Genomic DNA, 22642 nt, shown 5'->3' with positions numbered 1-22642 from the left:
TGAGATGTATGCAACGTCATGATTTAGTTTACTTACAACCACATGAGTCATACGATTTTATGAATGCATCCCTACCTTTATCTGTGACGATGGCTGTTGGTAAGATGATTGAATCTCAACAGCCACTGACTGCTTGTAGACAAGACATTGCCAATGTAAGCAAAGTTGCTACTAGTTATATAGAAGACGGTCGTAAATATCGATTGGCACTAACACTATCTAAAACACCTGAAATTATCAAGCCACCTTTAGCGCTTGAGGTTTTAGTGCCTCAGTTGCCGAAAGCGATTCGAGAACACACTCAAAAATTTATCGAACGCTGTTCTCATTTAGATTGTGATGTGCATGTCTATGGCTCCTTTGCCAATCAATATTTTACGGATTTGCCTTTTGTGAAACCAACATCAGATTTGGATGTTTTGATCGTTGCACACAGCAATAATATCTCACAAATATTGTTAGAAGTGGAAGCCTTGAACCTGTTTGCAAAATCTACTGTGGGTTTAAAAATTGATGGGGAGATAAGATTACATGGATGTAACGACATATCTTTTAATGAACTAATCTACGCCATTATGTTTGATATTCCAACCGTTTTAGTAAAAACCCTTTGTGATATCAAGCTTCAAAAAATAGACGTATTACTAGGATGGAATACTGATGAATTTGAACACTTTATTAGATCAAACAAACAAACCTTTATTGCCCATACAGGCAGTCTGGCAGCAGATTGATGAATTAGCATGTGAAGCTTTATATGATGAGTTAAGTTTGGAAAATAAACCAGGTCTTGTCTGTCCCTCCAGTAATGGCAGTCACACAGATATGAACCATCTTACTTTTATTAATAGCATCACATCTTTGAAAGGGTATTTTTCCACGTTAAGTCAGTTTGGCTATGATGACAGACCATTTGATGATTTAAAAAATATGGGAATTTATCAAGAAGCAAAAATGCGAGAGGCGACCAAGAATGTTAATACCCATAAAGGGGCTATATTTAATTTAGGTTTTGTCTGTGCAGCGATTGGTAGATGTATACAAGCAGAAATACCATTAACCGCTAACAGTATCTGTGAGCAACTGGTGGATAGGTGGCAGTTTGATTTAACGACTCGTCTGCAGCGTGAGCCAGATAGCCACGGTCAAAAAATGTTTAAGAAGCACGGCATAACTGGTGCTATCGAAATGGTTTCTAATGGCTTTGAGATTATTTTAACTGACGTTTTGCCATGCTTCTATGACACTATCTATAGCACTCGAGATTTTGAAAAAGCCAGTATGCAGGCATTAATGACACTGATATCTGTATTGTCAGATACTAATATCGTGTGGCGAGGCGGGATAAAAGACTTAGAAAATGCGCAAGCGTTGGCGAAACAGTTTTTGCAGGAAGGTGGTGTACATCAGCTAAATTGGCGGCAGAAAGTAAGTAATATTAATCAATATTTTATTCATAATAACCTCAGCCCAGGTGGCAGTGCCGACTTACTAGCCGTCACAATCTTCTTTTATAAGGTGGAAAATGAATTTAATTATCTTATTTAGTGGGCAAGGCCTACAAAGCCAAAAGCATGTGAATGAAATACTGACCTATACCTCGGAGCACGAGCGATCGATTCTAAGTGCTATTGCACCCGAGCTCTTCAATGAAAATTCTGATAGTGATAAATTATTTGATAACAAAGTTGCGCAACCGTTTATTTATACTTTGCAATATTATCGATGGCATCAGCTACGTCAATTGATTTCAGCACCAACGGCTTTTGCTGGGTATTCTTTGGGAGAAGCAAGTGCCTTTTGTTGTAGTAGCCAACTCACATTTGAGGACGGGTTAGATTTAGTTAGTAAAAGAGCCAACCTCATGCAGCAAGAAGTAACAGAGTCTAGCGGGTTATTAGCAATCAAAGGTGTTTCTGATAGGAACCTTGAGCAACTGCTTGAAGAAAGCAACACCTATCTGTCTATAAAGATCAATAGGGACCAATTCATTATAGGCGGTAATAAAAATGATCTTGAACAGGCTGCACAAGTTGCACAAACACTAGGTGCACAAAGTGTGCAGCTGTTAAACGTGTCTGTGCCATCCCATACAGTAATGATGCAAGGTGCTGCAGAAGGATTTCGTAAATATACTAAGACATTGGCTTTACCTTCTATGACAACTCCCATCATTAGTGCAACTGAAGGAATAAGGTACAGCGATACACATCAAGGTTTAGAAATCTTGTCACGTCAAATAGACCATGCGTTAGACTGGTACTTTTGTATGGAAAATATCGAAGAATATCAGCCAAGTATGGTGATAGAAATAGGGCCAGGAAATGCTTTGTCCAGAATGGTAAATAATTTGCTGCCGCATGTGCCTTGTAGAAGTTGGGACGACTTTCGTAATGTAGATGGGTTAAAAGAGTGGATAGACAGAAATAGCTAAGGTGCTAGTTAATAGTTTTATAATTTAGAGCCTGATAAGTGGTTTTTTATAAAATTTTTAATAAGGCCATCAGATAAAATAATCATCATTATTTGTGATTTATTATAATCAAAAGGTAGGCTCTACATGTTGTATGTGTGGTTTGTTATTGCAGGTGCGTTCGCAGGGGTCAGTGCTGGTTTGTTTGGTGTAGGCGGCGGCATGATTATTGTACCAGTACTCGTGTGGATTTTTACCGCATACAATTTTTCACCTGAGGTAGTCACACATTTAGCTATTGGAACCTCTCTAGCGACTATTGCCGTAACCTCTATTAGTTCATTGACCGCACATAATAAACGTGGTGGTGTACGTTGGGAAGTCTGGCGTAGTATGGCATTAGGTTTAGTAATTGGTGGTCTAGTTGGGGCAGGGATTGCCGATATGATTGATGGTGATATATTGCAAATCATTATTGGTATTGGGGCATTATTAATGGCTTTGAAAATGTTGTTTTTATCCAATAAGGAACAATTAGACAGGCCTTTACCGCCTGCTAGTGTGCAGTTTGGTGCTGGTAGTGCTATTGGTATGGCATCTTCTATTTTCGGTATTGGCGGTGGTAGCTTGACTGTTCCATTTTTAAATTGGGCAGGATTACCGATGAGACAATCGGTGGGAACGTCGGCTGCTTGTGGTTTACCAATTGCTGTAGCTGGAGCGGTGGGTTTTGCATGGTTTGGTCAAGATGTTGTCAATCTTCCTAAAGGCACTATAGGCTTTATACATATTAGTGGATTTATATGTATCTCAGTTGCAAGCTTCGCTATGGCCAAAGTTGGGGCTAAGCTTGCCCATATATTGCCAGCCTTGATGCTAAAGCGAGCATTCGGTATGTTGTTATTAGTGGCAGGCGGTCAGTTATTATTGAGCGGTATCGGAGTGTTGTAGTATGCCTTAGTCTAATAAAGTATTGAGAATTCAGCTGTAAAGACTGTTTTTCCGTTTTTAAGAACTCTTTTGACTAAGTTTAGGCTCTATCCTTGATAAAAATAATTAATGAGAAGCCTGCATAACCCATTACGTCAAAACCAATTTAGATAATAAACATAGTCATGCTCGTAATTGATCAAAAAATACTTGGTAGCTGTGTTTAATAATTTAAAAACGGTGCCTACTTGAGGCACCGTTTTTTTTGTTTGTATATGACTGTAGTGGCATAATTAAATTGGACAGCGCCTAAGAGGTTATACTAACCCAAAGAGGAAAATAGTATGACCAACGAATAGACCAACACAACACGTGGGATACATAGGGTTGAACGGGAATGATTGGGACAGCAATAGAGAATAAGCATAGACTGAAAGTCTTGCTATTAAAGGTTTTAAGGGTTGTTTAGGATAGGGTAGGACAAGACAGGAAAACAGGGAATAACTAAGATTGGTGGTGAAGGAGGGATTCGAACCCTCGATACGCTATTAACGTATACACACTTTCCAGGCGTGCGGTTTCAGCCACTCACCCACTTCACCGTTTTGAGTTATACTCACTTAAATACTACACAGACCATTGATAATCTGATTAGGACTCCAAGCTTTTAAATACTGTATATGATATACAGGCACTGATTTTTGCAGGACCTAGTATAGCGGATAGCATTTAAAATGTCACGGTGTGCGCAGTATCTTTCTTTATTGGTAGACGCCTGCTAGGATAGAGCATACGTAATAGTAAGCATAAATGGTTGAAAGTTGCATGAGAAGTGTTTTTAAGCGAAGATTTAATCTAAAAAACAGCACGATAACGGTAATAATTGCTACCGTTTTAAGCGTATCAACGGCACATGCTGATGATTTCACACAATGCAGCCAATCATTTTATGGCGGTGTCTATCCTGAATTCAGCAATACGAAGCTCAGTAATAATACCCAAGCACTATGTATGGACGGTTTCGCTGTCATGTATTCTGGTATATCACGTACACCATTATGGTCAGCAGAATATCTGGATCGTAAGCGTTTACAGCAGGCCAAACAAATCGACCGTGAAGACAGCTTTCATGAAGAAAGCCGATTGCCACAGTCCATGCGTGCCAAGCTCTCTGACTATTCAGGCTCAGGTTATGACCGCGGACATTTAGCGCCTAATGGTGACATGGCCAATCGAAGTCAGCAGTATGATAGCTTTAGCCTTGCTAATATAGCCCCGCAATCACCACGTAATAATCGCTATATCTGGCGCAATATTGAATCGGCGACTCGCTATTTAACGCAGCAATATGGTGAAGTCTATACTGTCACAGGGGTTGCATTTACTGATAAAAAAGCTAAGCAACTAGCAGGGCGGGTACTGGTGCCCAGTCATTTTTTTAAAGCCGTTTATATTCCAGCGATCAATCAAGCAGGTGTTTACTATGCGCCAAACGACGAATCTGAGCGTATAGAAATCATTAGTATTGACGAATTGACGTCTAAAATTGGTATTGACGTCTTGCCGGTACTTGATGCAAAGACTAAAGTACAAGCTCTGGATTTACCGCTAAAGGCTGGCGAAGCGATAGATCTACCAACCACAGAGGTAGAAGAGCCTGCTTGGATATTATTCGTAGTAGCAATCTTTGAATGGCTCATGACACAATTGCAAACATAGGTCGTTTAAATATTGCTAAACCTGTGTGATTCTGATACATCCTGTAATATGGTACTCATGAAAAAAGGGGGATTAAATGATTGACCCATTTGCTAATAACCACCAAAGCATGCAAATTGGTGAGCTAGTGATTGAAAATCAAGAAGATAAAATTATTATTTATGGGGACATTAATCTGGTCTTAAATGACACTGGATATGAGCAGGCAAAGCAGCTGCATGAGCTTAGCGGTAAAATTTTAAGCGCCTTCGAAAGTAAAAGTCTTTATAGCAATGATGAGGCTAAGTCAAAAGAAAAAGATGACCAATCGGGCAAAATTATAGACAATCCTTTCCTGTAACTTATTGATATAGTTTTGATTTTATAGAAATAATAAACTATAAAAAAATTACTAGGCAAATTCTTAAAATTGCTTATAATGGGTCAAGACAACGCTTATGCTGTCCAGATTTTTTATAAAGAGTAAATTGGTCATTTGGTATTTGCTGTACTAATGAGCGAAAACTGAATATAGTACCACTGAGCTGTGATAAAAAATTGTTGGCAAAGGATGAGCTTAGGACATAGAAACATATCGTTTCTAATAATCATTGAATGAAGGGAGTCTATTTATGAAACTATTCGCAAAAACTACATTAGCAATTGTTGGTATCAGTTTAGCAAGCATGGCATTCGCTGCTGATCCATTAGCCAATACTACTTGGCAGACTTATGACGAAGGCAAGCCAAAAGGCGTGGTTAAAATCACTGAGTCAAATGGCGTGTTGACTGGTAAGCTTATCAGCACCGTGTCAGAGAAAGGTCAGAAGCACGTTGGTATGACGATTATCTCTGGACTAAAAGCTGATGGTAATGGTAAATACAGTGGTGGTAAGATTACTGACCCTGAAAAAAACAAGACTTATAAATTGACTGCTAACTTGAATGGTAGCAATCTTGATCTAAAAGGTCATTTAGGGCCATTTTCACGTAGTCAAACGTGGAAAAAGAAATAAGTCTGAGTTACTGTAACTCTCTTTATTAAGCTAAGTCTTAATAAAGGATAAAAAAATCCCGCATTGCCGAAAGGTTTTGCGGGATTTTTAGTGGTGTCTGTTGTTATATTTCTGTTTAAAGTAAAATTAAGATCCTGATTAGATATTCAACTCAAAACAAAAGCGGTATAAGCTAACTGTAGCTTTGCTAGGATAGATGTTCATCGTAAACTGTGAGCAATGCGTGGCAGAGACTTTGAAATCTCTGCTAGCAGCACTACAGCATTCTTAAAGCAGAGTTATTAATATATCCCCTATCTTATAAATTCTGGATAGGCTTCCATACCACATTCGGCAATATCAGCACCTTGATATTCTTCTTCTTCAGAGATACGCAGACCGATGACAAACTTGATAATGCTCCAAACGATTAAGCTGCTTATAAAGACCCATGCAAAAATAGTCGCAGCACCGACTAGTTGACCAAGCAATGACGCCGCCGGATTGGTCAGCGGTACAATAAGCAGACCAAATAAACCCACCACACCATGGACAGAAATAGCGCCTACCGGATCGTCAATTTTTATTTTGTCTAGTAGTAAAATCGATAAGACAACGATGACACCAGCAGTCATACCAAATAAGGTAGCTTGTAATGCTGACGGCGTTAAAGGTTCGGCAGTGATGGCAACCAAACCTGCCAATGCACCATTTAAGAGCATGGTTAAATCGGCTTTACCAAATATAAGGCGTGCGATGAGCAAGGCACCAATCGCTCCACCAGCAGCGGCGGCATTGGTATTCAAAAACACGACAGCGACAGAATTGGCGCTAGCGATATCACCCAGTTTTAATACAGAACCACCGTTAAAGCCAAACCAGCCCATCCATAAGATTAAGGTACCAAGCGCTGCCAGTGGTAAGTTTGCACCAGGAATAGCGCGTATCTCGCCTTTAACGCCGTATTTACCTAGGCGCGCTCCTAAGAGTAGTACACCTGATAACGCCGCTGCCGCACCTGCCATATGTACGATGCCAGAGCCTGCAAAATCAGAGAAACCCAAGTCGCCTAGACTATATAAGCCAAAGACTTCCTTGCCACCCCATGTCCAGCTGCCTTCTAATGGATAAATGACACCAGTCATCACCACGGCAAACAGTAAGAATGCCCATAGTTTCATACGTTCAGCGACCGCGCCTGAGACGATAGACATACAGGTGGCTACAAAGACCACTTGAAAGAAAAAGTCGGACGCGCTGGAGTAAACGGCATCGCCATTAAAACCGTTTTCAGCTGAGGTAGCTAATGCATCAGTGACCAAACTTTCGGTACCTGCAATACCACTCAAAAACAGATTGCCGTCATACATGATGGCATAACCGCATATCATATACATGGTACAGGCAGTCGCAAAAAGCGCGATATTTTTTGTTAGGATTTCGACAGTATTTTTTGAGCGAACCAGCCCTGCCTCTAACATTGTGAAGCCCGCAGCCATCCACATGACAAGCGCGCCACACATTAAAAAGTAAAACGTATCTAGCGCGTACTGGAGCTCAAAGATTTGATTTTGCATGTTAATTCCCCCTTGAATATATGCAATACAGAGATCGGTATGACCTATAAAGAGATATCTATAGGTAAGTCTTGCGCTTAGATAGCGTCAGGACCTGTCTCACCCGTACGAATACGAATGACTTGCTCGAGATTGGTCACAAATATCTTACCGTCTCCGATTTTACCGGTACTAGCGATACGCGTGATAGCTTCAATAGCTGGCTCAACCATCTCATCCATCACCGCCACTTCCACTTTTACTTTAGGCAAAAAATCCACCACGTACTCGGCGCCGCGATAGAGCTCAGTATGACCTTTTTGACGACCGAAACCTTTGACTTCAGTGACGGTAACGCCTTTTACACCAATGTCAGAAAGCGCTTCACGCACATCATCGAGCTTAAACGGTTTTAAGATCGCAGTGATTAGCTTCATAAAAAAATCCTTATATGGGTGATGTCGCAGGTCAATAGATGCCATTTGATGCAACATATTATGATCATGCTTATATTAAATGATTCAAGAATTGTGCCAAACTTACTCAAGGGGGAAGGTAAAATAAGGCGCATTTACTCAAAATCATTAGCACAATGACAAAAATGGCGTCTATACAGCAAATATAATCCTCATTTTACTGTGTATAAATAGACAATTAACCTGTAACGTTACATGAATACAAACTTTATTATAACTAACTTTTTAATCACTTGGGGGAGGATATGGCTTTATTTCCTGTGATGATTTGCTAAATGATTGTAGGATATAAAAACAGCTAGCAAAGACAAAGGCTACCTGTTTATCGATATAAAGAGTAGTCTCTATATCGATAAATAAGTAGCCTGAGTGTCAAAAAGAATAAGCTAAGAGGCTGTCTTTAGGCCTTGGGGAACAATAAGTACGGAGTAGTGGTGCTACCTAATAGCTTTTTGGTGTCACTGCCTTTGAGTAGCTCAATCAAACGCGGCTGGGCAAAAGCACCTGTCATCAGTAGACCAATATCGTTGTCACGTTGATAGTAGGTTAGCGCTGCAGTGACATCACGGCAGTCGAGCAAGGTTTTTTTGCATTTAATACCAGCTTGTTTTAGGCGCGCGTAGGCTTCACGTAATGCATCGCAGTTTTCAGAGTTCTCTTTGCCGACCATGACGATATGGATCATCAAGGCGCGCACTAAAGGTGTTTTACAAAGCCAATTCAGCATTTTGTGCGAAGTAGGACTATTATCAAACGCAAATAAAGCACTGGTAGGGGGCAAAAATGGTGCATGAGTCACCAAAATGGGGCAGTGACTTGAGCGGATAAGCTGGCTTAGAGTCGATTTACAAGTGACATGATGACCAATCACGATAAGTTGGGCTTGGTCATCAACATAATTAATACTGTCATCGAGCTTTTCATGCCGATGCAGCGTATAAGTCTTGATTTTGTGACGTTGCTGCTCGCAATAGCTGCTTGCTTGATGTAAAAGAAGCTTACCTTGCGCTTTTAACTCGCAATTACTCAAGTGCTCTTTTGTAGTGAATTGATCTAGTAAGGTATTTTCATCATCAATATTGAGGCAGCCTGAATAATCAACGGCTGCCTTTTGCTGTAAGCTTGGCACCGAATACAGCAGTCCAATCGGGGCTTGCAAGCGGATAGACGCCCACATGCTTGCTTCCAATACAGCTTGCACATGGTTTGGGCAGTCTAAGCAGGCAATCACGCTATCTGGCTTCAAATTACTCATAAAGGCATCACATCATTTCAATAACTTAAATGCAAGCTGGGCAGTCGAGATATGGCGCTCAACTGCCCAACCTGATTTATATACCAATATAATTACTGATCAATAAACCACTCGTTTATATCAGCTTGATAACACACATACAGTGCTAATCTAATAAGCCAATATCTCGGCGATCATGAATCGAAAAACGATCGATAAGCGTACGGCTGGCACTGTTCAATCCAACGACTTTTACCTCAATACCTTCGCGCTGCAAGCGTATCACCAGCTTATCCAAGGTATCTACTGCGCTGATATCCCAAAAATGCGCTTGGCTCACATCGATGTGAACATTATCTAATGCCTCTTTGGTATCAAAGCTTTGCAAAAACTGCGTGGTAGATGCAAAGAACACTTGCCCTTGAACGTAATAATAACGCGTATTGCTACTGTCATCATATTCGCTAAATACGGTTAAGAATTGACCAATTTTGTTAGCAAAAGCTAAAGCAGATAATAGTACGCCAACACCCACGCCGTATGCTAAGTTGTGAGTAAAAACGGTGGTCAAAACTGTCGCTAGCATGACAATATTAAATGACATAGGATGGGTCTTAAATTCACGAATAGACTGCCAGTTAAAGGTACCAATAGATACCATAATCATCACAGCTACCAGCGCCGCCATCGGTATCAAGCTGACCCAATCATTTAAAAACACCACCATAATCAGTAGTACGACACCAGCGATGAGCGATGATAAACGGGTACGCCCACCAGATTTTACGTTAATCATTGACTGCCCAATCATTGCACAGCCAGCCATACCGCCAAAGAATCCTGATACGACGTTAGCGATACCTTGACCACGGCATTCACGGTTTTTATCGCTTGGTGTATCGGTCAGCTCATCGACAATGGTTGCTGTCATCATAGATTCCAACAAACCTACGATGGCAAGCGCGATAGAATAAGGCGCGATAATAAGTAAGGTAGTCAAGTTTAGGGGAATATCAGGAAGCAAAAACATCGGTAATGAATCTGGCAAGTCGCCCATACTGCCAACGTTACGAATATCAAGATTCATATACATGGCAACAGCTGTCAAGCCTACAATACAAATCAGTGGCGATGGAATAACGCGACCAATTTTAGGAATGAGGGGAAATAAATAAATAATCGCCAAACCTGCGGCAGTCATTATATAAACCGTCAGACCAACGCGTTCAGTGGCAGGGTTGAGCTCAGGCAACTGCGCGGCAAATATCAAAATTGCCAGCGCATTCACAAAACCGATAACGACTGAGCGCGATACAAAACGCATCAGATTACCCAGCTTTAAGATGCCCATAACGACTTGAATACCACCGCACAATAAGGTTGCAGCAAGTAGGTATTGCAGACCGTGGTCGGCAACCAAGTCAACCATGACCAGTGCCATGGCTCCTGTAGCTGCCGAAATCATACCCGGACGTCCACCAACGAAACTGATGACTACTGCGATGCAAAATGAGGCATATAAACCAACTTTTGGGTCGACACCGGCGATGATAGAAAAGGCAATGGCCTCTGGAATCAGTGCCAGAGCAACGACTAAACCCGATAAGGTATCGCCACGAATATTGGAAAACCACTCTTCACGTAAATTACCAAAAAAAGATGTCATAAGTAAACTGCATATAGTTGGGGACAAAAAAAGCAATCATTACTCAGTGACAGAATGATTGCATTGTGATGAGCATTTCTAGAATGATAAAACTGTGTCCGCAATCATGGTCTGCGGTAGAAGAAGACAGATAAACCGTCAGAAAAATTATAAAAATACATATGATGAAAAATAAGGGAGAACATGCCTATCATACTATTAGCGTAATATGAAACATTGCTAATAAGAGGCGACAGTCGCACGATAGTCGTGACAACATGCTAAACTAAAATGCTATGCTGAAGTTGTCGTCAATATAGTCGCTCTTACTAAGGTCGCTATTATAGCATTAGCCACTCAATATAAAAACCGCCGTCTCATTGTATAAAGTATTGAAAAATCAGTACCGAAATATGGTTGATACCGTTATCATGCTATTCATTTTAATCAAATGGTTCAGGCGATATGTGCAGTACATTGATTGTCTGTTTTCTTGATATCATTTTGTTCGTTTATTTATTCGTTTCATAAAAGGAAAAGCCATGACCGCTAGCACCGCAACAGAAACCTTACTTCATAAAGGCAGTGGTTTACAAGTCGTGGTCGGTTTGGGGCAGTCGGGGTTATCGGTCGCGCATTATTTGGCCGAGCAAGGCTACCAAGTTGCCGTCACTGACAATCAGGAAAATCCTGCGTTAGCAGATAAACTACCTGCTACTATTGATATCAGGCAGTTTGGTGCGATCGATGCCGAATTATTACAACAAGCGGCACGGATTATTATCAGCCCTGGTATCTCTTTAAATAATGTCGCCATTGCCGCGGCACGAGCTGCAAATATTCCAGTGGTCAGTGATATTCAGCTATTTTGTGAGGCTTGTACGGTACCAATCGTTGCGATTACAGGTTCAAATGCCAAGAGCACCGTTACGACACTGGTCGGACAAATGGCGGCAGATGCAGGCATCAATGTTGGCGTAGGCGGTAATATTGGTGTTCCAGCGCTGAGCCTACTGAGTAATAAAGAGATGGAGCTGGCGGTTATAGAGTTATCCAGCTTTCAGTTAGAAACGGTCACCAACTTAGGAGCGCAGGTCGCGACAGTCCTCAATATGTCGCCTGATCACTTAGATCGTCATGGGGATATGCTCGGCTATCACCAAGCCAAACATCGTATCTTTCAAGGCGCCAAATCAGTAGTGATTAATCGAGAAGATGCCTTGACTCGGCCACTGGTATCAGACAGTTTGCCAAGATTGAGTACTGGTATCCATGCGCCTAACAAGGGACATTATGGACTTATTACGGATACCGCCGGACAGACTTATTTGGCACGCGGCACAGAGCGTCTAATATCGGCAGACAAACTTAAGATAAAAGGGCGTCATAACCTGCTCAATGCCCAAGCAGCGTTGGCATTGGGCGAGCTTGCTGGTTTGCCGCTTGAAAGTATGCTCATTACTTTGCAGCAGTTTGCAGGGCTTGAGCATCGCTGCCAATATGTCTCTACAGTCGCTGGTATTGATTATTTTAATGACTCTAAAGGCACTAATATTGGTTCAACTATGGCGGCTGTTGAAGGTTTAGGTGCAGTTTATGCGCCAAAAGACGGTAAGCTGCTATTAATATTGGGCGGTCAAGGTAAAGGTCAGCAGTTCGGTGAACTTTCGACCTTTATCAATCAATATGTGAGTCAAGTGCTGTTTATTGGTGAAGACGGTAAGCAGATTGAGCAGCATTTACGTGCAGCGGGTCTCAGCGATGAGGTCAGCCTGCATCAATGTCAGACATTAGAAAATGCTTTTGCGACGATTGAGCAAGTAACAGCAAGTAGTTTGTCGCAAGTACAGGCGGTATTATTGTCACCTGCTTGTGCAAGCTTCGATCAGTTTGATGGGTTTGTCGCGCGCGGCGAGCACTTTAGCCAGCTCGTTAAACAATTGGATGTTGTGTCTTAAAGATTTCGATCATGAACGGCAAAACCTAAGCATTTATATCGCCCTATTCAGTCTTATAAAGCGCCTTGTTACAATATTATGTGACCTGCGCTTTATAATCGTAAACACGACAAGCATTTTCTGGATAAATGATTGTTTTGCTTATAAATTGCTGCTACTGTCAAAGAAAAGCATTACGGTCAGGAATTACAGGCTGTAGCAGAGACAATGAATACTTTGATGAGTATTCATTGAAGGTTTTCTAATCGACACTTGCTTATGCGCAACTTTTTAGTCAAGTCTATTTAACAATATCTCTTTTTAATTTTTAAACGGTGGCGTTGCATAAACGCCGTGTTTTTTCGTTTGCTAGTGTATATAAAATTATGGCGCTCTCTTCTCTCTTTCGTTCTTCTTTTCAATCTCGACAACCTAACGGTTCAGATGGCGTTTTATCTATGCCATCTGCGCGCGCGATTTTATTATCTAGCGTTGGCTGTATGTTGGTTCTGAGCCTGTTAATGGTGGCTTCGGCGTCTATTCCTTTTGCGCTCAGTCGCGGCATGACAGAGCTAAAGTTTTTCTACAATCAGCTTCTATACATGGGCATTGGACTGGCTATCGCAGCGGTTTCTTATCGGGTTGTATCCTTAAAGACCTTATATAAGACCGAAACTCAATTTATACTCTTAGCCATTACGGGAGCCTTGCTATTTGCAACCTTATTTAGCACGCCCATTAATGGCTCGAAGCGTTGGTTAACCTTAGCAGGATTCAACTTTCAGGTAGCAGAGCTTGCAAAGCTTGTAATGATTATATTTGTCTCAGACTTTGTCGTACGGCGCTCATTCGAAGTTCGTAATGGTTGGGATGGCTTTTTAAGGATTGCGTTAGTGGTTGGGATGATAACCTTCCTATTATTAGCGCAGCCAGATTTTGGCTCCTTTGTGGTTATTATTGGTATGGTCTTTGCGATTTTTTATATCGCTGGTGCTCCTTATAAACAGTTTATCGCCTTGGGTGCGGTCGCTATCGGCGGCGCAGTATTAATGGTTGCAACGGTACAGTACCGATTGGTACGAGTGATGTCTTTTCTAGACCCATTTGATGATGTGCAAGATACGGATTATCAGTTGGCACGCAGTTTAATTGCCTTTGGCCGTGGACAGTTTACTGGTGTTGGTTATGGTGAAAGCGTGCAAAAACTGTCGCATTTGCCAGAAGCGCATACCGATTTTTTATTAGCCATTACGGGTGAAGAATTGGGTTTCGTTGGGGTGACGATGATTCTAATACTTGAAGCGCTGATTATCGGTAGTGCCATGCGTATCAGTTATACCGCTCTAAAGCGTCGGCAGATGCGCATGAGCTATACTGCTTTTGGCATTGCAGTGGTATTTATTGCACAGACCATTATCAATGCTGCAATGAATATGGGTGCAATTCCGACTAAAGGTTTGACAATGCCTTTCTTTAGTTATGGTGGCTCATCAATGCTGATTAGCTTAGTGATGGTGGCGGTACTACTAAAGATTTATAAAGAAAGTCCTGAGATTGAAAAGAGCCAATGTCGCTATTACTAATTGGTGTTTTTGATTTAGAGAAGCGTCGCTTATAGCGGCGTTTTTTTATTAAATAGTGGGCACATTTAAAGACTGCCTACCTTGTAATGGCGTGTTATCCCATTGAGCAATTGCTTGATTTAGCATACGCTCTGGCGAGTCATGCTCGACTGGTAACTGCCCTAATAGCTTTAACGCATACGCAAGTAATTTACTTGGATGACGGGTATCGATAGGCTGCGCAAGATTTTGCTTGGAAAGTTTTTGACCATCTGAATTGCATATCAAAGGCAGATGATACCAATGATTAATCGTCGGTAAGCGTGCTGCTTGCATGATACTGATTTGAGCAGTCGTCATCGGTAAGATGTCCAAACCACGCATGATATGGGTGACTTGCTGTAGTCCATCATCAAGACTTGCCGCCAAAATATAATTAATCATGCCATCTTGACGTCGAGCCACCATGTCCCCTAAAGTTTGCTGCGGATTATCCCACTGTATGCCCTGAATACCATCATTAAATCCAATACAGTAATCTGGCAGCTGTATACGCAGTTTATGTTGTATAGGACTTAAATCCTCCTCAATACAAAAACGTGGATAACGTTGCCTATTAGGCTGTAGATCGCTATCTACTTTTCTATTATCGTTAATAGACAAGTCAGTGGATAATTTTACATCATTAAGCGCTATTTTTTGTTCTTGCTGTGTCCAATAATGCTCTAAACGCTTACGTGAGCACTGACAGCCATAAGTCAGAGGACTTAATACTGAAGAGACATAATCATTATAAATATCAATGCGCTCAGACTGAAAAATAACATCGTCATCCCAGTTGAGCCCAAGCGCCTCTAAATCTATCAAAATTTGCTCGGTAAACTGTCTGTCACAACGTTCGGTGTCCGTATCTTCGATACGTAATAACCATTTGCCACCGAGTGATTTGATATGACAAAAGCTTGCAAGCGCGGTCGTTAACGAACCTAGATGCAGCTCACCTGTGGGTGAAGGCGCAAAACGGCCGATAGGCTGCGTCAATTCAATATTGGTTGGCATAGTTTTTTCTGACTTAGACGGGGTAGAGGTTTTCAACATAGACAGTTATTGTAAAATGACTGGAGAGATAAATAGAATAAACAATCCCATTATAAAAAGATATTTAACAAATACGCTTATTTTGTTGGTGACTCGTCAACCTGCGTAAAGCCTATTTATAAAACGCAACGAGCGACCAATCAATGGTCGCTCGTCGTTATTGTCATGCTTAATCAAAATGGCTTCAGTTCACTATATCTTGTATTTAGCAAACCTAAGCGCTTTTAGGTATGACCTTGGTTTTGGCGTTCTTTAATCTCAGACAATGTTTTGCAATCAATACACTGAGTTGCTGTTGGACGTGCTTCAAGACGACGCAAACCAATCTCTACGCCACAGGTTTCACAAAAACCATAATCATCATTTTCAATTTCTGAGATAGACTTGTCAATTTTGCGAATAAGCTTACGTTCGCGGTCACGTGTACGCAAAGTCAGCGCAAACTCTTCTTCTTGAGTGGCGCGATCATTGATGTCTGGCATGGCACTCGACTCATCTTGAATATAAGTCTTGGTGCGATCCGCTTCACCGATAAGCTGATGCTTCCAGTCTAATAACATTGCCTTAAAATGTGCCAACTGCTCATCAGACATATACTCTTCGTCTTTGGCAGGTGCATAAGGCGTAAACTTAACATCACTTGGATTCGTGGTCAGGGTGCTCATATGGGTATCCTACTTTTTCAAATTAATTCAATAAAACGTGCTGTCAAAAGACCAGACGTTATCAATTTACCAAACGCTATAAATTTTCCCTTTATAAAACGTTTTACCACTTAGTAACACAACTGATCTGATTAAAATGTTTGTCTCAATATGCTGATAATGACGTATCAATGGTCAAGTATATTGTCATAAATATTTTTATTTAAATGGTTATGCCTAAATAAAATAATAAGTCACTGACTGTGAACACTTAAATTGTGGTCGATGTAGCCATCCTAGCTATTATAATATTGCCTAATGATATATTAAACTGTTGTCATTTTTATCACTATCTATCGTTTGTAATGCTGTCTTCAAAATATAGCTCTCAAGACAAAAATGCGATTAGTTATATTGATATCAACCTATACTGTGCCAGCCATTCTATAACGAATCAAGCAAAATCAGCGAGCAATATAGCCGACAGCCTCAAAGCACCATTATAGCCAGACAAGTAATCAATTCTAGTCAATAAAACTGGTCGTCAAGTATCTAGTCTTTCAACCCAGCTTGCAACCTTTCCATTGTTGGCTAATTGCAACCAACGATACCCTGGGCGCATATTTTTATCGTAGGTAAAATTGTCTTCAAACGGCTTAAATTGATAGCAGGTAGAAGGAGTACTATATACAGCAACACCTTGATGATGGCGTGTTTGCTCTTGATGGGTATGTCCATTGATAATAACGCTAAGATTTTCAAAAGGGGTTATATGCTGCCAGAACTCCTTTGCATTCTCTGCCATATGGCTATCAATCCATTCGGAATCTACGGGCAATACATGATGATGGAGCGCGATGAGCGCGGGCTTAGCACAAGATGCTAGCTGCTCACGTACCCAATCAATGTCGGTCGCCGTAATCTCGCCTTCTACTTTGCCAGTAATCGACGAGTCTAGTAAAAGCAGCTGCCAATGCTCAGATTCAATCAAATGACGGCTAAGCAGACGTGGGTCAGAAGCCCTCGCAATCAGCGTCCGTTGGTAAAAAGGTAAATCCTCACCCATCTCATCAGTCACGTCATGATTGCCAGCAATACAGGCAAAAGGAATGCCCGTCTCCTTCAATACTGTAAAAATATGGTCATAAATAGCAGGCTCTACTTTATTGACCAAATCGCCTGTTACAATAATTAAATCACACCGTATCTCTTTGCTCAATGCTTGCTTGATAATTGCCTCAAAACTATATTGGCAAACAGCGACTTCACTACTGGTTTCATCAGCAGAAGCCGGCACATGTGATGATAGATGCAAATCAGTGATTTGCAATACATTCACCTGTCCGTCTGGCGTGCTGACGGCACTCACAGGATAGCTTGGCATTAAATTTTGTCCCTTATCGAAGACTAACAATGAACACTTTTAGGATATTCAGATAATTAAATGCAGCATGGCAGCTCACCTGATTTCTCAATGTCGTTTTTATAGAGCGCATTTTAGACTGCTGATAAGAAGGGTGTTCCCTCTTGCGTAAAGCGCCATTAACTATCATATTGATAGCATTAGTGAAATTTTACAACATTAAACGTATGAAAGCTTTAGTAATTTTAATGAAATAAAGTTGTGCAAGGGAAAGAGATATTTGAGAGCATTACCTGTGGCTATAGTGTGTTATAGCAAATGGCCTACCTTCTAACGGCGTGGCGACCAAAACTTTGCCAATATGGATTTTGATGTGGTCAGTTTTGAGATGATTAAAGCGGTAAAGAACAAACTGGCTAAGACCAAGACGATAGAGAGTCCAGTTTGGATATCAAGCCAAATACTACCCCATACACCGAGTGTCACACCAAGTTGTGCTGTAAATAGGGCGATAATTACCATCTGTTTTGGTGACGCTGACCACAGGCGAGCAGTAAGAGCTGGCAATACCAGTAAGCCGCTGATCAATAAGCTGCCAACAGCTTGCAAAGCGATGGCACAGAACCCTGCTAATACGCCCATAAAAAACAGACGTTGGCGAGTAGGGTTAATGCCTTGTATACGTGCCAAAGCTTCATGGGTTGCCAATTTAATTTGGGCAGGCCATATATAAATGAGTAATGCTAATCCGACTAGTACGCTGCCAGCAATTAAGGGCAAATCTGCCCAATCAAGCTCAAGCAAGTTACCAAACAAGAACCCTAAGACATTTGCTTGCTGATCGGTTAGTTGGGTTAAAGTTAATAATCCCAGACACAGTAAGGATACGGCAACCACTGCTAGTACAGCATCGGCTGGTAAGCGCTCATCATCCATAAATACCAGTCCCAATACCACCATCACGCTGACCAATGCAATACCGATACCCATTGGCATCTGCCACCATACCGCCAGTGCCACACCTAGTAATGTCCCATGTGCTAATGCATCAGCGAAAAAAGCCATACGTCGCCACAACACCAAGCATCCTAAAGGTGCTGAAAGCAATGCTAAAATACTACCGGCAATCCAAGCAGGCGCAATAATGGCTAACCAAGCACTCATAATACATATCCGTAAATTTTTATAAAAAAGGTAATCAGGTCGTTTTTGATTTAAGCCATCTGACTTTATGATAGCTAGCTTGGTGCGTGATGCTCGCAGGCATGCGGCTGATGGACATACGGCTGCTCGTAATGATGACCGAATAGCTTTTGAAACTCACTGCTGATGGCAAGCTCGCTCGGTTGACCTTCACAGCAAATATGCTTATTCAAGCAAATCACTCGTCGACTGCCTTTCATGACCCAGTGCAAATCATGCGAGACTACTAACATAGCACAGCGTAAAAATTCCGGTAGTTCATCAATAAATTGATACAACCAAACCTCCGTTTCAGGATCAAGACCTTGCATCGGCTCATCTAAAATCAATAAGTTGGGCTTATCTAATAACGCCCTTGCCAATAATACCCGTTGAGTTTCACCACCAGAGAGGTGCAGCATCTGCCGCGAGAGTAAATGGGTCAATGATAATTTATCAAATATAAACTGCCGCTGCTCTGCCGTAAGGCGTTTTTTACAGGCTTGCGCTAAAAGGTCGCTGACACGTAATGGCAGTATTGGTGGCACAGAAAATCGTTGCGGCACATAGCCTATCTGTAAAGGCTCAGAAGGCGTGACCTGTCCAGATGTTGGTACAATCAGTCCCAAAATAAGCTTAACCAGCGTCGACTTGCCCGCACCATTGGGACCAATAACGCTTACCGTCTCATTGACTGCAATGTCAATATTAATATTAGACAGTAAACGTTGTTGACCAATATAGTAGCTGACATTGCTTAAGTTCAGCAGCTTACTTGTATTATTCATCAGATGACCGCGCATATGGATAGGGAATAGGTTTAAATATAACAGTAATCTAAATTTTTACTGACAGGCTTGGCAACGACCGCTCAGCTCAATCACACTACGAGCAACGGTAAAGCCGATATCTTCTTCAGCAAAGCTCATCATCTCTTGCACAGGTAAGCTGCTACACTCTTGTACGCGTTGACACTGCTCACAAATTAAAAAGGCTGCCGTATGATGAGCGCGTGGATGACAGCAAGGTACATAAGCATTGATAGAGGTCAGCTGATGAATCAAGCCTTCGCTCAATAAAAACTCTAAACTGCGATATACAGTTGGCGGTGCGACATTTTTCTTGCCCTCAAGCTCACTGTCATTATCTAAGAGTCGCATTTGCTGTAACTGAGTGATTAAATCATAAGCGCCCACTGGTTTATTGGCTTGCAATACCAGCGTATATATCTGCTGCCGTAAGGGGGTAAAACGCACACCTCGCATACGAGACTGCTCTTTTGCTGCTTCTAAACGCTCGGTCACATCCTGTGGCGTAAAATCTTGCACGTCATGAGCATGCTCACAGTTCGATGAAGTGGTCGGCATAGCACAAACTCCCAAAAGCATTTTCAATAAATGCAGAAAGCATTCGGTTTTAATTAAATTCCGCACAGTATAACGGTAAATGGCTATAGCAATACGTAGATTTGCCAAACCTTACTATTACTTTTAGTCAACATTGCTTTTATAGGTTGGACTGCGGTTAGCAAAAACAGAATAGCTGAAATGCAAAATAAAAGTGGGATTTTATTATGTTATAGTATAACATAATGATTAGAAATTTAATATATTAAAGATATCGCAGTTCAATGACTTAATAGGATCAATAACGCATGATTGCCAATGCTCATAAAGCCACGCCGATTGTAGATAACAGCTTAAACGTTCAAGAAAAGAACCTTTTGCATAAAGTGCAGCAATTAACACAGCAGTACTGCTTAATAGCTAGCTTGTTGATGTTAGGGTTTTTGGCGTTACCAGCTCAAGCGGCAACGGTGAGTGTGAGTAATTATCCATTATTTTTGTTAAGCCAAGCAGTTACTGAAGGCGCGCCCCCTGCTAAGCAGTTGCTACAAGCAGGAGAGGTTGGGCATCATGGTAGTATCAGCCCCGGCGATATTAAGGCAATTCAAGACAGCACCTTTGTGGTTTGGTTTGGTGAGTCACTAGAAAATAACTTGGCAGCAAATTTAAACGACGCGCCTAACTCTATCGCTTTATTTAAGTTTGATGCTTTTAATCGCCATCCTTTGCGTGATATCAAAGGCAAGCCTATCGCTGGCACGCTTGATCCACATATTTGGTTGGATCCTAACAACGCCAAAGCCATTACCCGTGCGCTTGCCGTCATACATAGTCATGCCAATCCGCAATATAAAGAACTTTATCATGCCAATGCACAAAAATTTGCCCAACGTATGGATGCAGCAGTGGCAAACAGTAGTGCTAAACAAAAACCTTTGCCGTATTGGGCTTATCATGATGCTTATCAATATATGGAAAACAGCATCAACCTACAGCTCATTGGCAGCTTAAGTACTGATGATCATTTAGCACCAAAAGCCAGTCAATTACGCTGGCTTAACGAGCAGCGCCCAGCTAAGCAGATGTGTCTGGTCAGTCCAAGTGTGCCTGCCAAAGGTTTACTTGCCAAGTTACAGCCCGTTCAAGACACCGTTCAGGCAGAAGATATGAGTAATAGTAAAGACTTTGTCAGTGGGTGGCAAACAATGGCACAGCAGATTCGCCAATGTATATCATAATGGACTTATTAGAATAAGTGATTGAAACTGTTAATTAAGAATCCCTAAAGACTGTGATATAGTGCTGGTCAAAGACTGGTTATCTACGCTTAAGTATCCGAATTCTGGATGATTGAGCTAGGTGACTGATAAAAGGTATATTTTACTTGCTTAAAAGGGGCTCGCTCCCTATAATAAGTGGCGTTTAATTTTGGTTAAAAGGTAACATCTGTAGAGTGAGCCATTCACGGATAATAGTGTCGCAATGATATTAGATAGCGATATAATCCAAATGTTTAAGGCTATAGGAATACCGATGACCAAGCCTGCCAAACGCACACAGAAAGATAAGGTTGGTATTTATATCAAACGTCAAGCATGGATACTGTTTATCCTTATTATTATTGCTTGGCTTGTAGATACGATGTGGCTGCACAGTTCGCTAACCGTTGCAAAAAGCACCGCTATTGGTGCCTTGCTAAGTTTTGCCACGCAAGCGGTCTTTGCCTTTTTTATCTTTTGGTATACCGGATATCACGCGCGCTTACATATTGTTAGCCAGCTTTATCGGGGTCAGATGGCCAAATGGCTATTGACTGTGTTTGGTTTCGCACTAATTTTTATTACCGTACAACCCCTATCTGCGCCAGCGCTGTTTATCGGTTTTATGGTAATGCAAATTAGTCACAGTTGGATGTTGTGGCATATACGCTAGTGTTAATAAATGATAACTATATACATAGTTACAGTATTCATTGCGCTTAGCAAGTCACCCTGCCGTCCAGCTTCTCTATGACTGATTTTAGAAAGTCGAAGCATAATAATTGTCTTAGGACAGTACCAACTATCGTGATATGAGCGTTTGATATAAGGTAGCGTGCAGTAATGTGCGGGTAGGGGAGCGCGAAATGAGCGTTTACTACTATCTATAATTAAATTCTTACAATTTAATTATAGATGCGAAGCAACGGTGTTAAACGCCACTAGCAGCTAACTTATTCATACAGCGGATAAAAAAGTCACAATTGACTTTACACGAATACAACCCTGCATTAATATATGCAGCTAAATATTTTACTTAACAGCGCTGTATTAAGCGTCAACTGTCAAAACACAGTAATAAGTAAACATATACATAAGAATTTTGCGTACACATGTAAAGGGCTATTACTGAACTATCATAAGCCCTTTTTTGATAGCTAAAATTTATCTTACGCTATCAAATCAGCATGAGTCATAGAACTATGGGTTGGATGTTATTGGTTACATGAGCGTGTTAGCATGAGTCATTTGCTTGCTTTGTTGTAAGGCAGATAAACATACTAAACTCTCATCAGATGACAACC

The 22642-nt window shown here is 41.3% G+C and carries 21 protein-coding genes and 1 tRNA gene; 11 read left to right on the top strand and 11 right to left on the bottom strand.

Going from position 1 to position 22642, the window contains the following annotated elements:
* Nucleotides 1-8: 8 nt before the first annotated feature.
* The 4 genes from mdcG (at nt 9) to PSYCG_RS12225 (ending at nt 3364) form a co-directional block, all read left to right on the top strand.
* Nucleotides 9-734 carry a malonate decarboxylase holo-[acyl-carrier-protein] synthase gene (gene mdcG, locus PSYCG_RS13145; protein ID WP_020444450.1) on the top strand — a complete coding sequence of 242 codons (726 nt, stop codon included), beginning with the start codon at nt 9-11 and terminating at the stop codon, nt 732-734.
* Entirely contained in the window at nt 661-1548 is an 888-nt protein-coding gene (gene mdcB / locus PSYCG_RS12235) for a triphosphoribosyl-dephospho-CoA synthase MdcB (protein ID WP_020444449.1), read from the top strand. Before mdcG ends, mdcB begins: the two co-directional genes overlap by 74 nt.
* Nucleotides 1526-2434, top strand: a complete 909-nt coding sequence (gene mdcH / locus PSYCG_RS12230) for a malonate decarboxylase subunit epsilon (protein WP_020444448.1) — start codon at nt 1526-1528, stop codon at nt 2432-2434. The genes mdcB and mdcH overlap by 23 nt, the downstream gene beginning before the upstream one ends.
* Nucleotides 2435-2560: 126 nt before the next feature.
* Nucleotides 2561-3364: a sulfite exporter TauE/SafE family protein gene (locus tag PSYCG_RS12225; RefSeq protein WP_020444447.1), complete on the top strand. Its 804-nt coding sequence runs from the start codon at nt 2561-2563 to the stop codon at nt 3362-3364.
* 490 nt (nt 3365-3854) lie between these two features.
* Here the strand turns inward: PSYCG_RS12225 and PSYCG_RS12220 are convergent.
* A tRNA-Ser gene (locus tag PSYCG_RS12220) sits at nt 3855-3945 on the bottom strand.
* Between the two features lie 223 nt (nt 3946-4168).
* Between PSYCG_RS12220 and PSYCG_RS12215 the strand changes: the two genes are divergently transcribed.
* From PSYCG_RS12215 to PSYCG_RS12205, 3 genes are all read left to right on the top strand, one after another.
* Nucleotides 4169-5062, top strand: a complete 894-nt coding sequence (locus PSYCG_RS12215) for a DNA/RNA non-specific endonuclease (protein ID WP_227500745.1) — start codon at nt 4169-4171, stop codon at nt 5060-5062.
* Between the two features lie 76 nt (nt 5063-5138).
* Nucleotides 5139-5402, top strand: coding sequence for a hypothetical protein (locus PSYCG_RS12210; protein ID WP_020444445.1), 264 nt, complete (start codon nt 5139-5141; stop codon nt 5400-5402).
* A gap of 271 nt (nt 5403-5673) precedes the next feature.
* Nucleotides 5674-6057 (top strand): DUF2147 domain-containing protein, encoded by a 384-nt coding sequence (locus PSYCG_RS12205; protein ID WP_020444444.1) that lies wholly within the window; start codon nt 5674-5676, stop codon nt 6055-6057.
* Between the two features lie 293 nt (nt 6058-6350).
* Here PSYCG_RS12205 and PSYCG_RS12200 read toward each other — a convergent pair whose 3' ends face one another.
* From PSYCG_RS12200 to PSYCG_RS12185, 4 genes are all read right to left on the bottom strand, one after another.
* Nucleotides 6351-7613 (bottom strand): ammonium transporter, encoded by a 1263-nt coding sequence (locus tag PSYCG_RS12200; protein WP_011514652.1) that lies wholly within the window; start codon nt 7611-7613, stop codon nt 6351-6353.
* Nucleotides 7614-7690: 77 nt separating this feature from the next.
* A complete protein-coding gene (locus PSYCG_RS12195) occupies nt 7691-8029 on the bottom strand; it encodes a P-II family nitrogen regulator (protein ID WP_011514651.1) in 339 nt (112 codons plus the stop codon).
* A 439-nt stretch (nt 8030-8468) separates the two neighbouring features.
* Nucleotides 8469-9323 (bottom strand): universal stress protein, encoded by an 855-nt coding sequence (locus PSYCG_RS12190; RefSeq protein WP_020444443.1) that lies wholly within the window; start codon nt 9321-9323, stop codon nt 8469-8471.
* Nucleotides 9324-9468: 145 nt separating this feature from the next.
* Nucleotides 9469-10968, bottom strand: coding sequence for a SulP family inorganic anion transporter (locus tag PSYCG_RS12185; RefSeq protein ID WP_011514649.1), 1500 nt, complete (start codon nt 10966-10968; stop codon nt 9469-9471).
* Nucleotides 10969-11489: 521 nt separating this feature from the next.
* Between PSYCG_RS12185 and murD the strand changes: the two genes are divergently transcribed.
* Both murD and PSYCG_RS12175 read left to right on the top strand, forming a co-directional pair.
* Nucleotides 11490-12905 carry a UDP-N-acetylmuramoyl-L-alanine--D-glutamate ligase gene (gene murD, locus PSYCG_RS12180; RefSeq protein ID WP_020444442.1) on the top strand — a complete coding sequence of 472 codons (1416 nt, stop codon included), beginning with the start codon at nt 11490-11492 and terminating at the stop codon, nt 12903-12905.
* A gap of 437 nt (nt 12906-13342) precedes the next feature.
* Nucleotides 13343-14467, top strand: a complete 1125-nt coding sequence (locus PSYCG_RS12175; RefSeq protein WP_020444441.1) for an FtsW/RodA/SpoVE family cell cycle protein — start codon at nt 13343-13345, stop codon at nt 14465-14467.
* A gap of 48 nt (nt 14468-14515) precedes the next feature.
* Here PSYCG_RS12175 and gluQRS read toward each other — a convergent pair whose 3' ends face one another.
* From gluQRS to PSYCG_RS12145, 6 genes are all read right to left on the bottom strand, one after another.
* Nucleotides 14516-15505, bottom strand: a complete 990-nt coding sequence (gene gluQRS, locus PSYCG_RS12170) for a tRNA glutamyl-Q(34) synthetase GluQRS (RefSeq protein WP_020444440.1) — start codon at nt 15503-15505, stop codon at nt 14516-14518.
* Nucleotides 15506-15768: 263 nt separating this feature from the next.
* On the bottom strand, nt 15769-16209 hold the full coding sequence (dksA, locus tag PSYCG_RS12165) for an RNA polymerase-binding protein DksA (RefSeq protein ID WP_011514645.1): 441 nt from the start codon (nt 16207-16209) through the stop codon (nt 15769-15771).
* A gap of 523 nt (nt 16210-16732) precedes the next feature.
* Nucleotides 16733-17572, bottom strand: a complete 840-nt coding sequence (locus PSYCG_RS12160) for a metallophosphoesterase (RefSeq protein ID WP_020444439.1) — start codon at nt 17570-17572, stop codon at nt 16733-16735.
* A gap of 309 nt (nt 17573-17881) precedes the next feature.
* Entirely contained in the window at nt 17882-18715 is an 834-nt protein-coding gene (locus tag PSYCG_RS12155; protein WP_020444438.1) for a metal ABC transporter permease, read from the bottom strand.
* Between the two features lie 74 nt (nt 18716-18789).
* Entirely contained in the window at nt 18790-19521 is a 732-nt protein-coding gene (locus PSYCG_RS12150; protein WP_226939313.1) for a metal ABC transporter ATP-binding protein, read from the bottom strand.
* A 57-nt stretch (nt 19522-19578) separates the two neighbouring features.
* Nucleotides 19579-20100: a Fur family transcriptional regulator gene (locus tag PSYCG_RS12145; RefSeq protein WP_020444437.1), complete on the bottom strand. Its 522-nt coding sequence runs from the start codon at nt 20098-20100 to the stop codon at nt 19579-19581.
* Between the two features lie 287 nt (nt 20101-20387).
* On the opposite strand from PSYCG_RS12145, the gene PSYCG_RS12140 reads away from it, so the two are divergent.
* Together PSYCG_RS12140 and PSYCG_RS12135 are read left to right on the top strand one after the other, a co-directional pair.
* Nucleotides 20388-21317: a metal ABC transporter solute-binding protein, Zn/Mn family gene (locus PSYCG_RS12140; RefSeq protein ID WP_020444436.1), complete on the top strand. Its 930-nt coding sequence runs from the start codon at nt 20388-20390 to the stop codon at nt 21315-21317.
* Nucleotides 21318-21612: 295 nt separating this feature from the next.
* Complete coding sequence (locus PSYCG_RS12135; protein WP_020444435.1) at nt 21613-22011, top strand: ATP synthase subunit I; 399 nt, start codon at nt 21613-21615, stop codon at nt 22009-22011.
* Nucleotides 22012-22642: the final 631 nt, after the last annotated feature.

Origin of the sequence: Psychrobacter sp. G (genome assembly GCF_000418305.1) — a bacterium.
Classification (GTDB): domain Bacteria; phylum Pseudomonadota; class Gammaproteobacteria; order Pseudomonadales; family Moraxellaceae; genus Psychrobacter; species Psychrobacter cryohalolentis.
This window is presented reverse-complemented; position numbering and strand designations above follow the sequence as displayed.

Excerpts from the sequence above, each read along its gene's own strand:
- PSYCG_RS12185 (WP_011514649.1), bottom strand. The coding sequence starts at position 10,968 with ATGACATCTTTTTTTGGTAATTTACGTGAAGAGTGGTTTTCCAATATT.
- PSYCG_RS12205 (WP_020444444.1), top strand. The coding sequence starts at position 5,674 with ATGAAACTATTCGCAAAAACTACATTAGCAATTGTTGGTATCAGTTTA.
- PSYCG_RS12200 (WP_011514652.1), bottom strand. The coding sequence starts at position 7,613 with ATGCAAAATCAAATCTTTGAGCTCCAGTACGCGCTAGATACGTTTTAC.
- PSYCG_RS12195 (WP_011514651.1), bottom strand. The coding sequence starts at position 8,029 with ATGAAGCTAATCACTGCGATCTTAAAACCGTTTAAGCTCGATGATGTG.
- PSYCG_RS12225 (WP_020444447.1), top strand. The coding sequence starts at position 2,561 with ATGTTGTATGTGTGGTTTGTTATTGCAGGTGCGTTCGCAGGGGTCAGT.
- PSYCG_RS12160 (WP_020444439.1), bottom strand. The coding sequence starts at position 17,572 with ATGCCAAGCTATCCTGTGAGTGCCGTCAGCACGCCAGACGGACAGGTG.
- PSYCG_RS12135 (WP_020444435.1), top strand. The coding sequence starts at position 21,613 with ATGACCAAGCCTGCCAAACGCACACAGAAAGATAAGGTTGGTATTTAT.
- PSYCG_RS12190 (WP_020444443.1), bottom strand. The coding sequence starts at position 9,323 with ATGAGTAATTTGAAGCCAGATAGCGTGATTGCCTGCTTAGACTGCCCA.
- mdcG (WP_020444450.1), top strand. The coding sequence starts at position 9 with ATGCAACGTCATGATTTAGTTTACTTACAACCACATGAGTCATACGAT.
- PSYCG_RS12210 (WP_020444445.1), top strand. The coding sequence starts at position 5,139 with ATGATTGACCCATTTGCTAATAACCACCAAAGCATGCAAATTGGTGAG.
- dksA (WP_011514645.1), bottom strand. The coding sequence starts at position 16,209 with ATGAGCACCCTGACCACGAATCCAAGTGATGTTAAGTTTACGCCTTAT.
- PSYCG_RS12215 (WP_227500745.1), top strand. The coding sequence starts at position 4,169 with ATGAGAAGTGTTTTTAAGCGAAGATTTAATCTAAAAAACAGCACGATA.
- PSYCG_RS12140 (WP_020444436.1), top strand. The coding sequence starts at position 20,388 with ATGATTGCCAATGCTCATAAAGCCACGCCGATTGTAGATAACAGCTTA.
- PSYCG_RS12145 (WP_020444437.1), bottom strand. The coding sequence starts at position 20,100 with ATGCCGACCACTTCATCGAACTGTGAGCATGCTCATGACGTGCAAGAT.
- mdcH (WP_020444448.1), top strand. The coding sequence starts at position 1,526 with ATGAATTTAATTATCTTATTTAGTGGGCAAGGCCTACAAAGCCAAAAG.
- PSYCG_RS12155 (WP_020444438.1), bottom strand. The coding sequence starts at position 18,715 with ATGAGTGCTTGGTTAGCCATTATTGCGCCTGCTTGGATTGCCGGTAGT.
- PSYCG_RS12175 (WP_020444441.1), top strand. The coding sequence starts at position 13,343 with ATGCCATCTGCGCGCGCGATTTTATTATCTAGCGTTGGCTGTATGTTG.
- murD (WP_020444442.1), top strand. The coding sequence starts at position 11,490 with ATGACCGCTAGCACCGCAACAGAAACCTTACTTCATAAAGGCAGTGGT.
- gluQRS (WP_020444440.1), bottom strand. The coding sequence starts at position 15,505 with ATGCCAACCAATATTGAATTGACGCAGCCTATCGGCCGTTTTGCGCCT.
- mdcB (WP_020444449.1), top strand. The coding sequence starts at position 661 with ATGAATTTGAACACTTTATTAGATCAAACAAACAAACCTTTATTGCCC.
- PSYCG_RS12150 (WP_226939313.1), bottom strand. The coding sequence starts at position 19,521 with ATGAATAATACAAGTAAGCTGCTGAACTTAAGCAATGTCAGCTACTAT.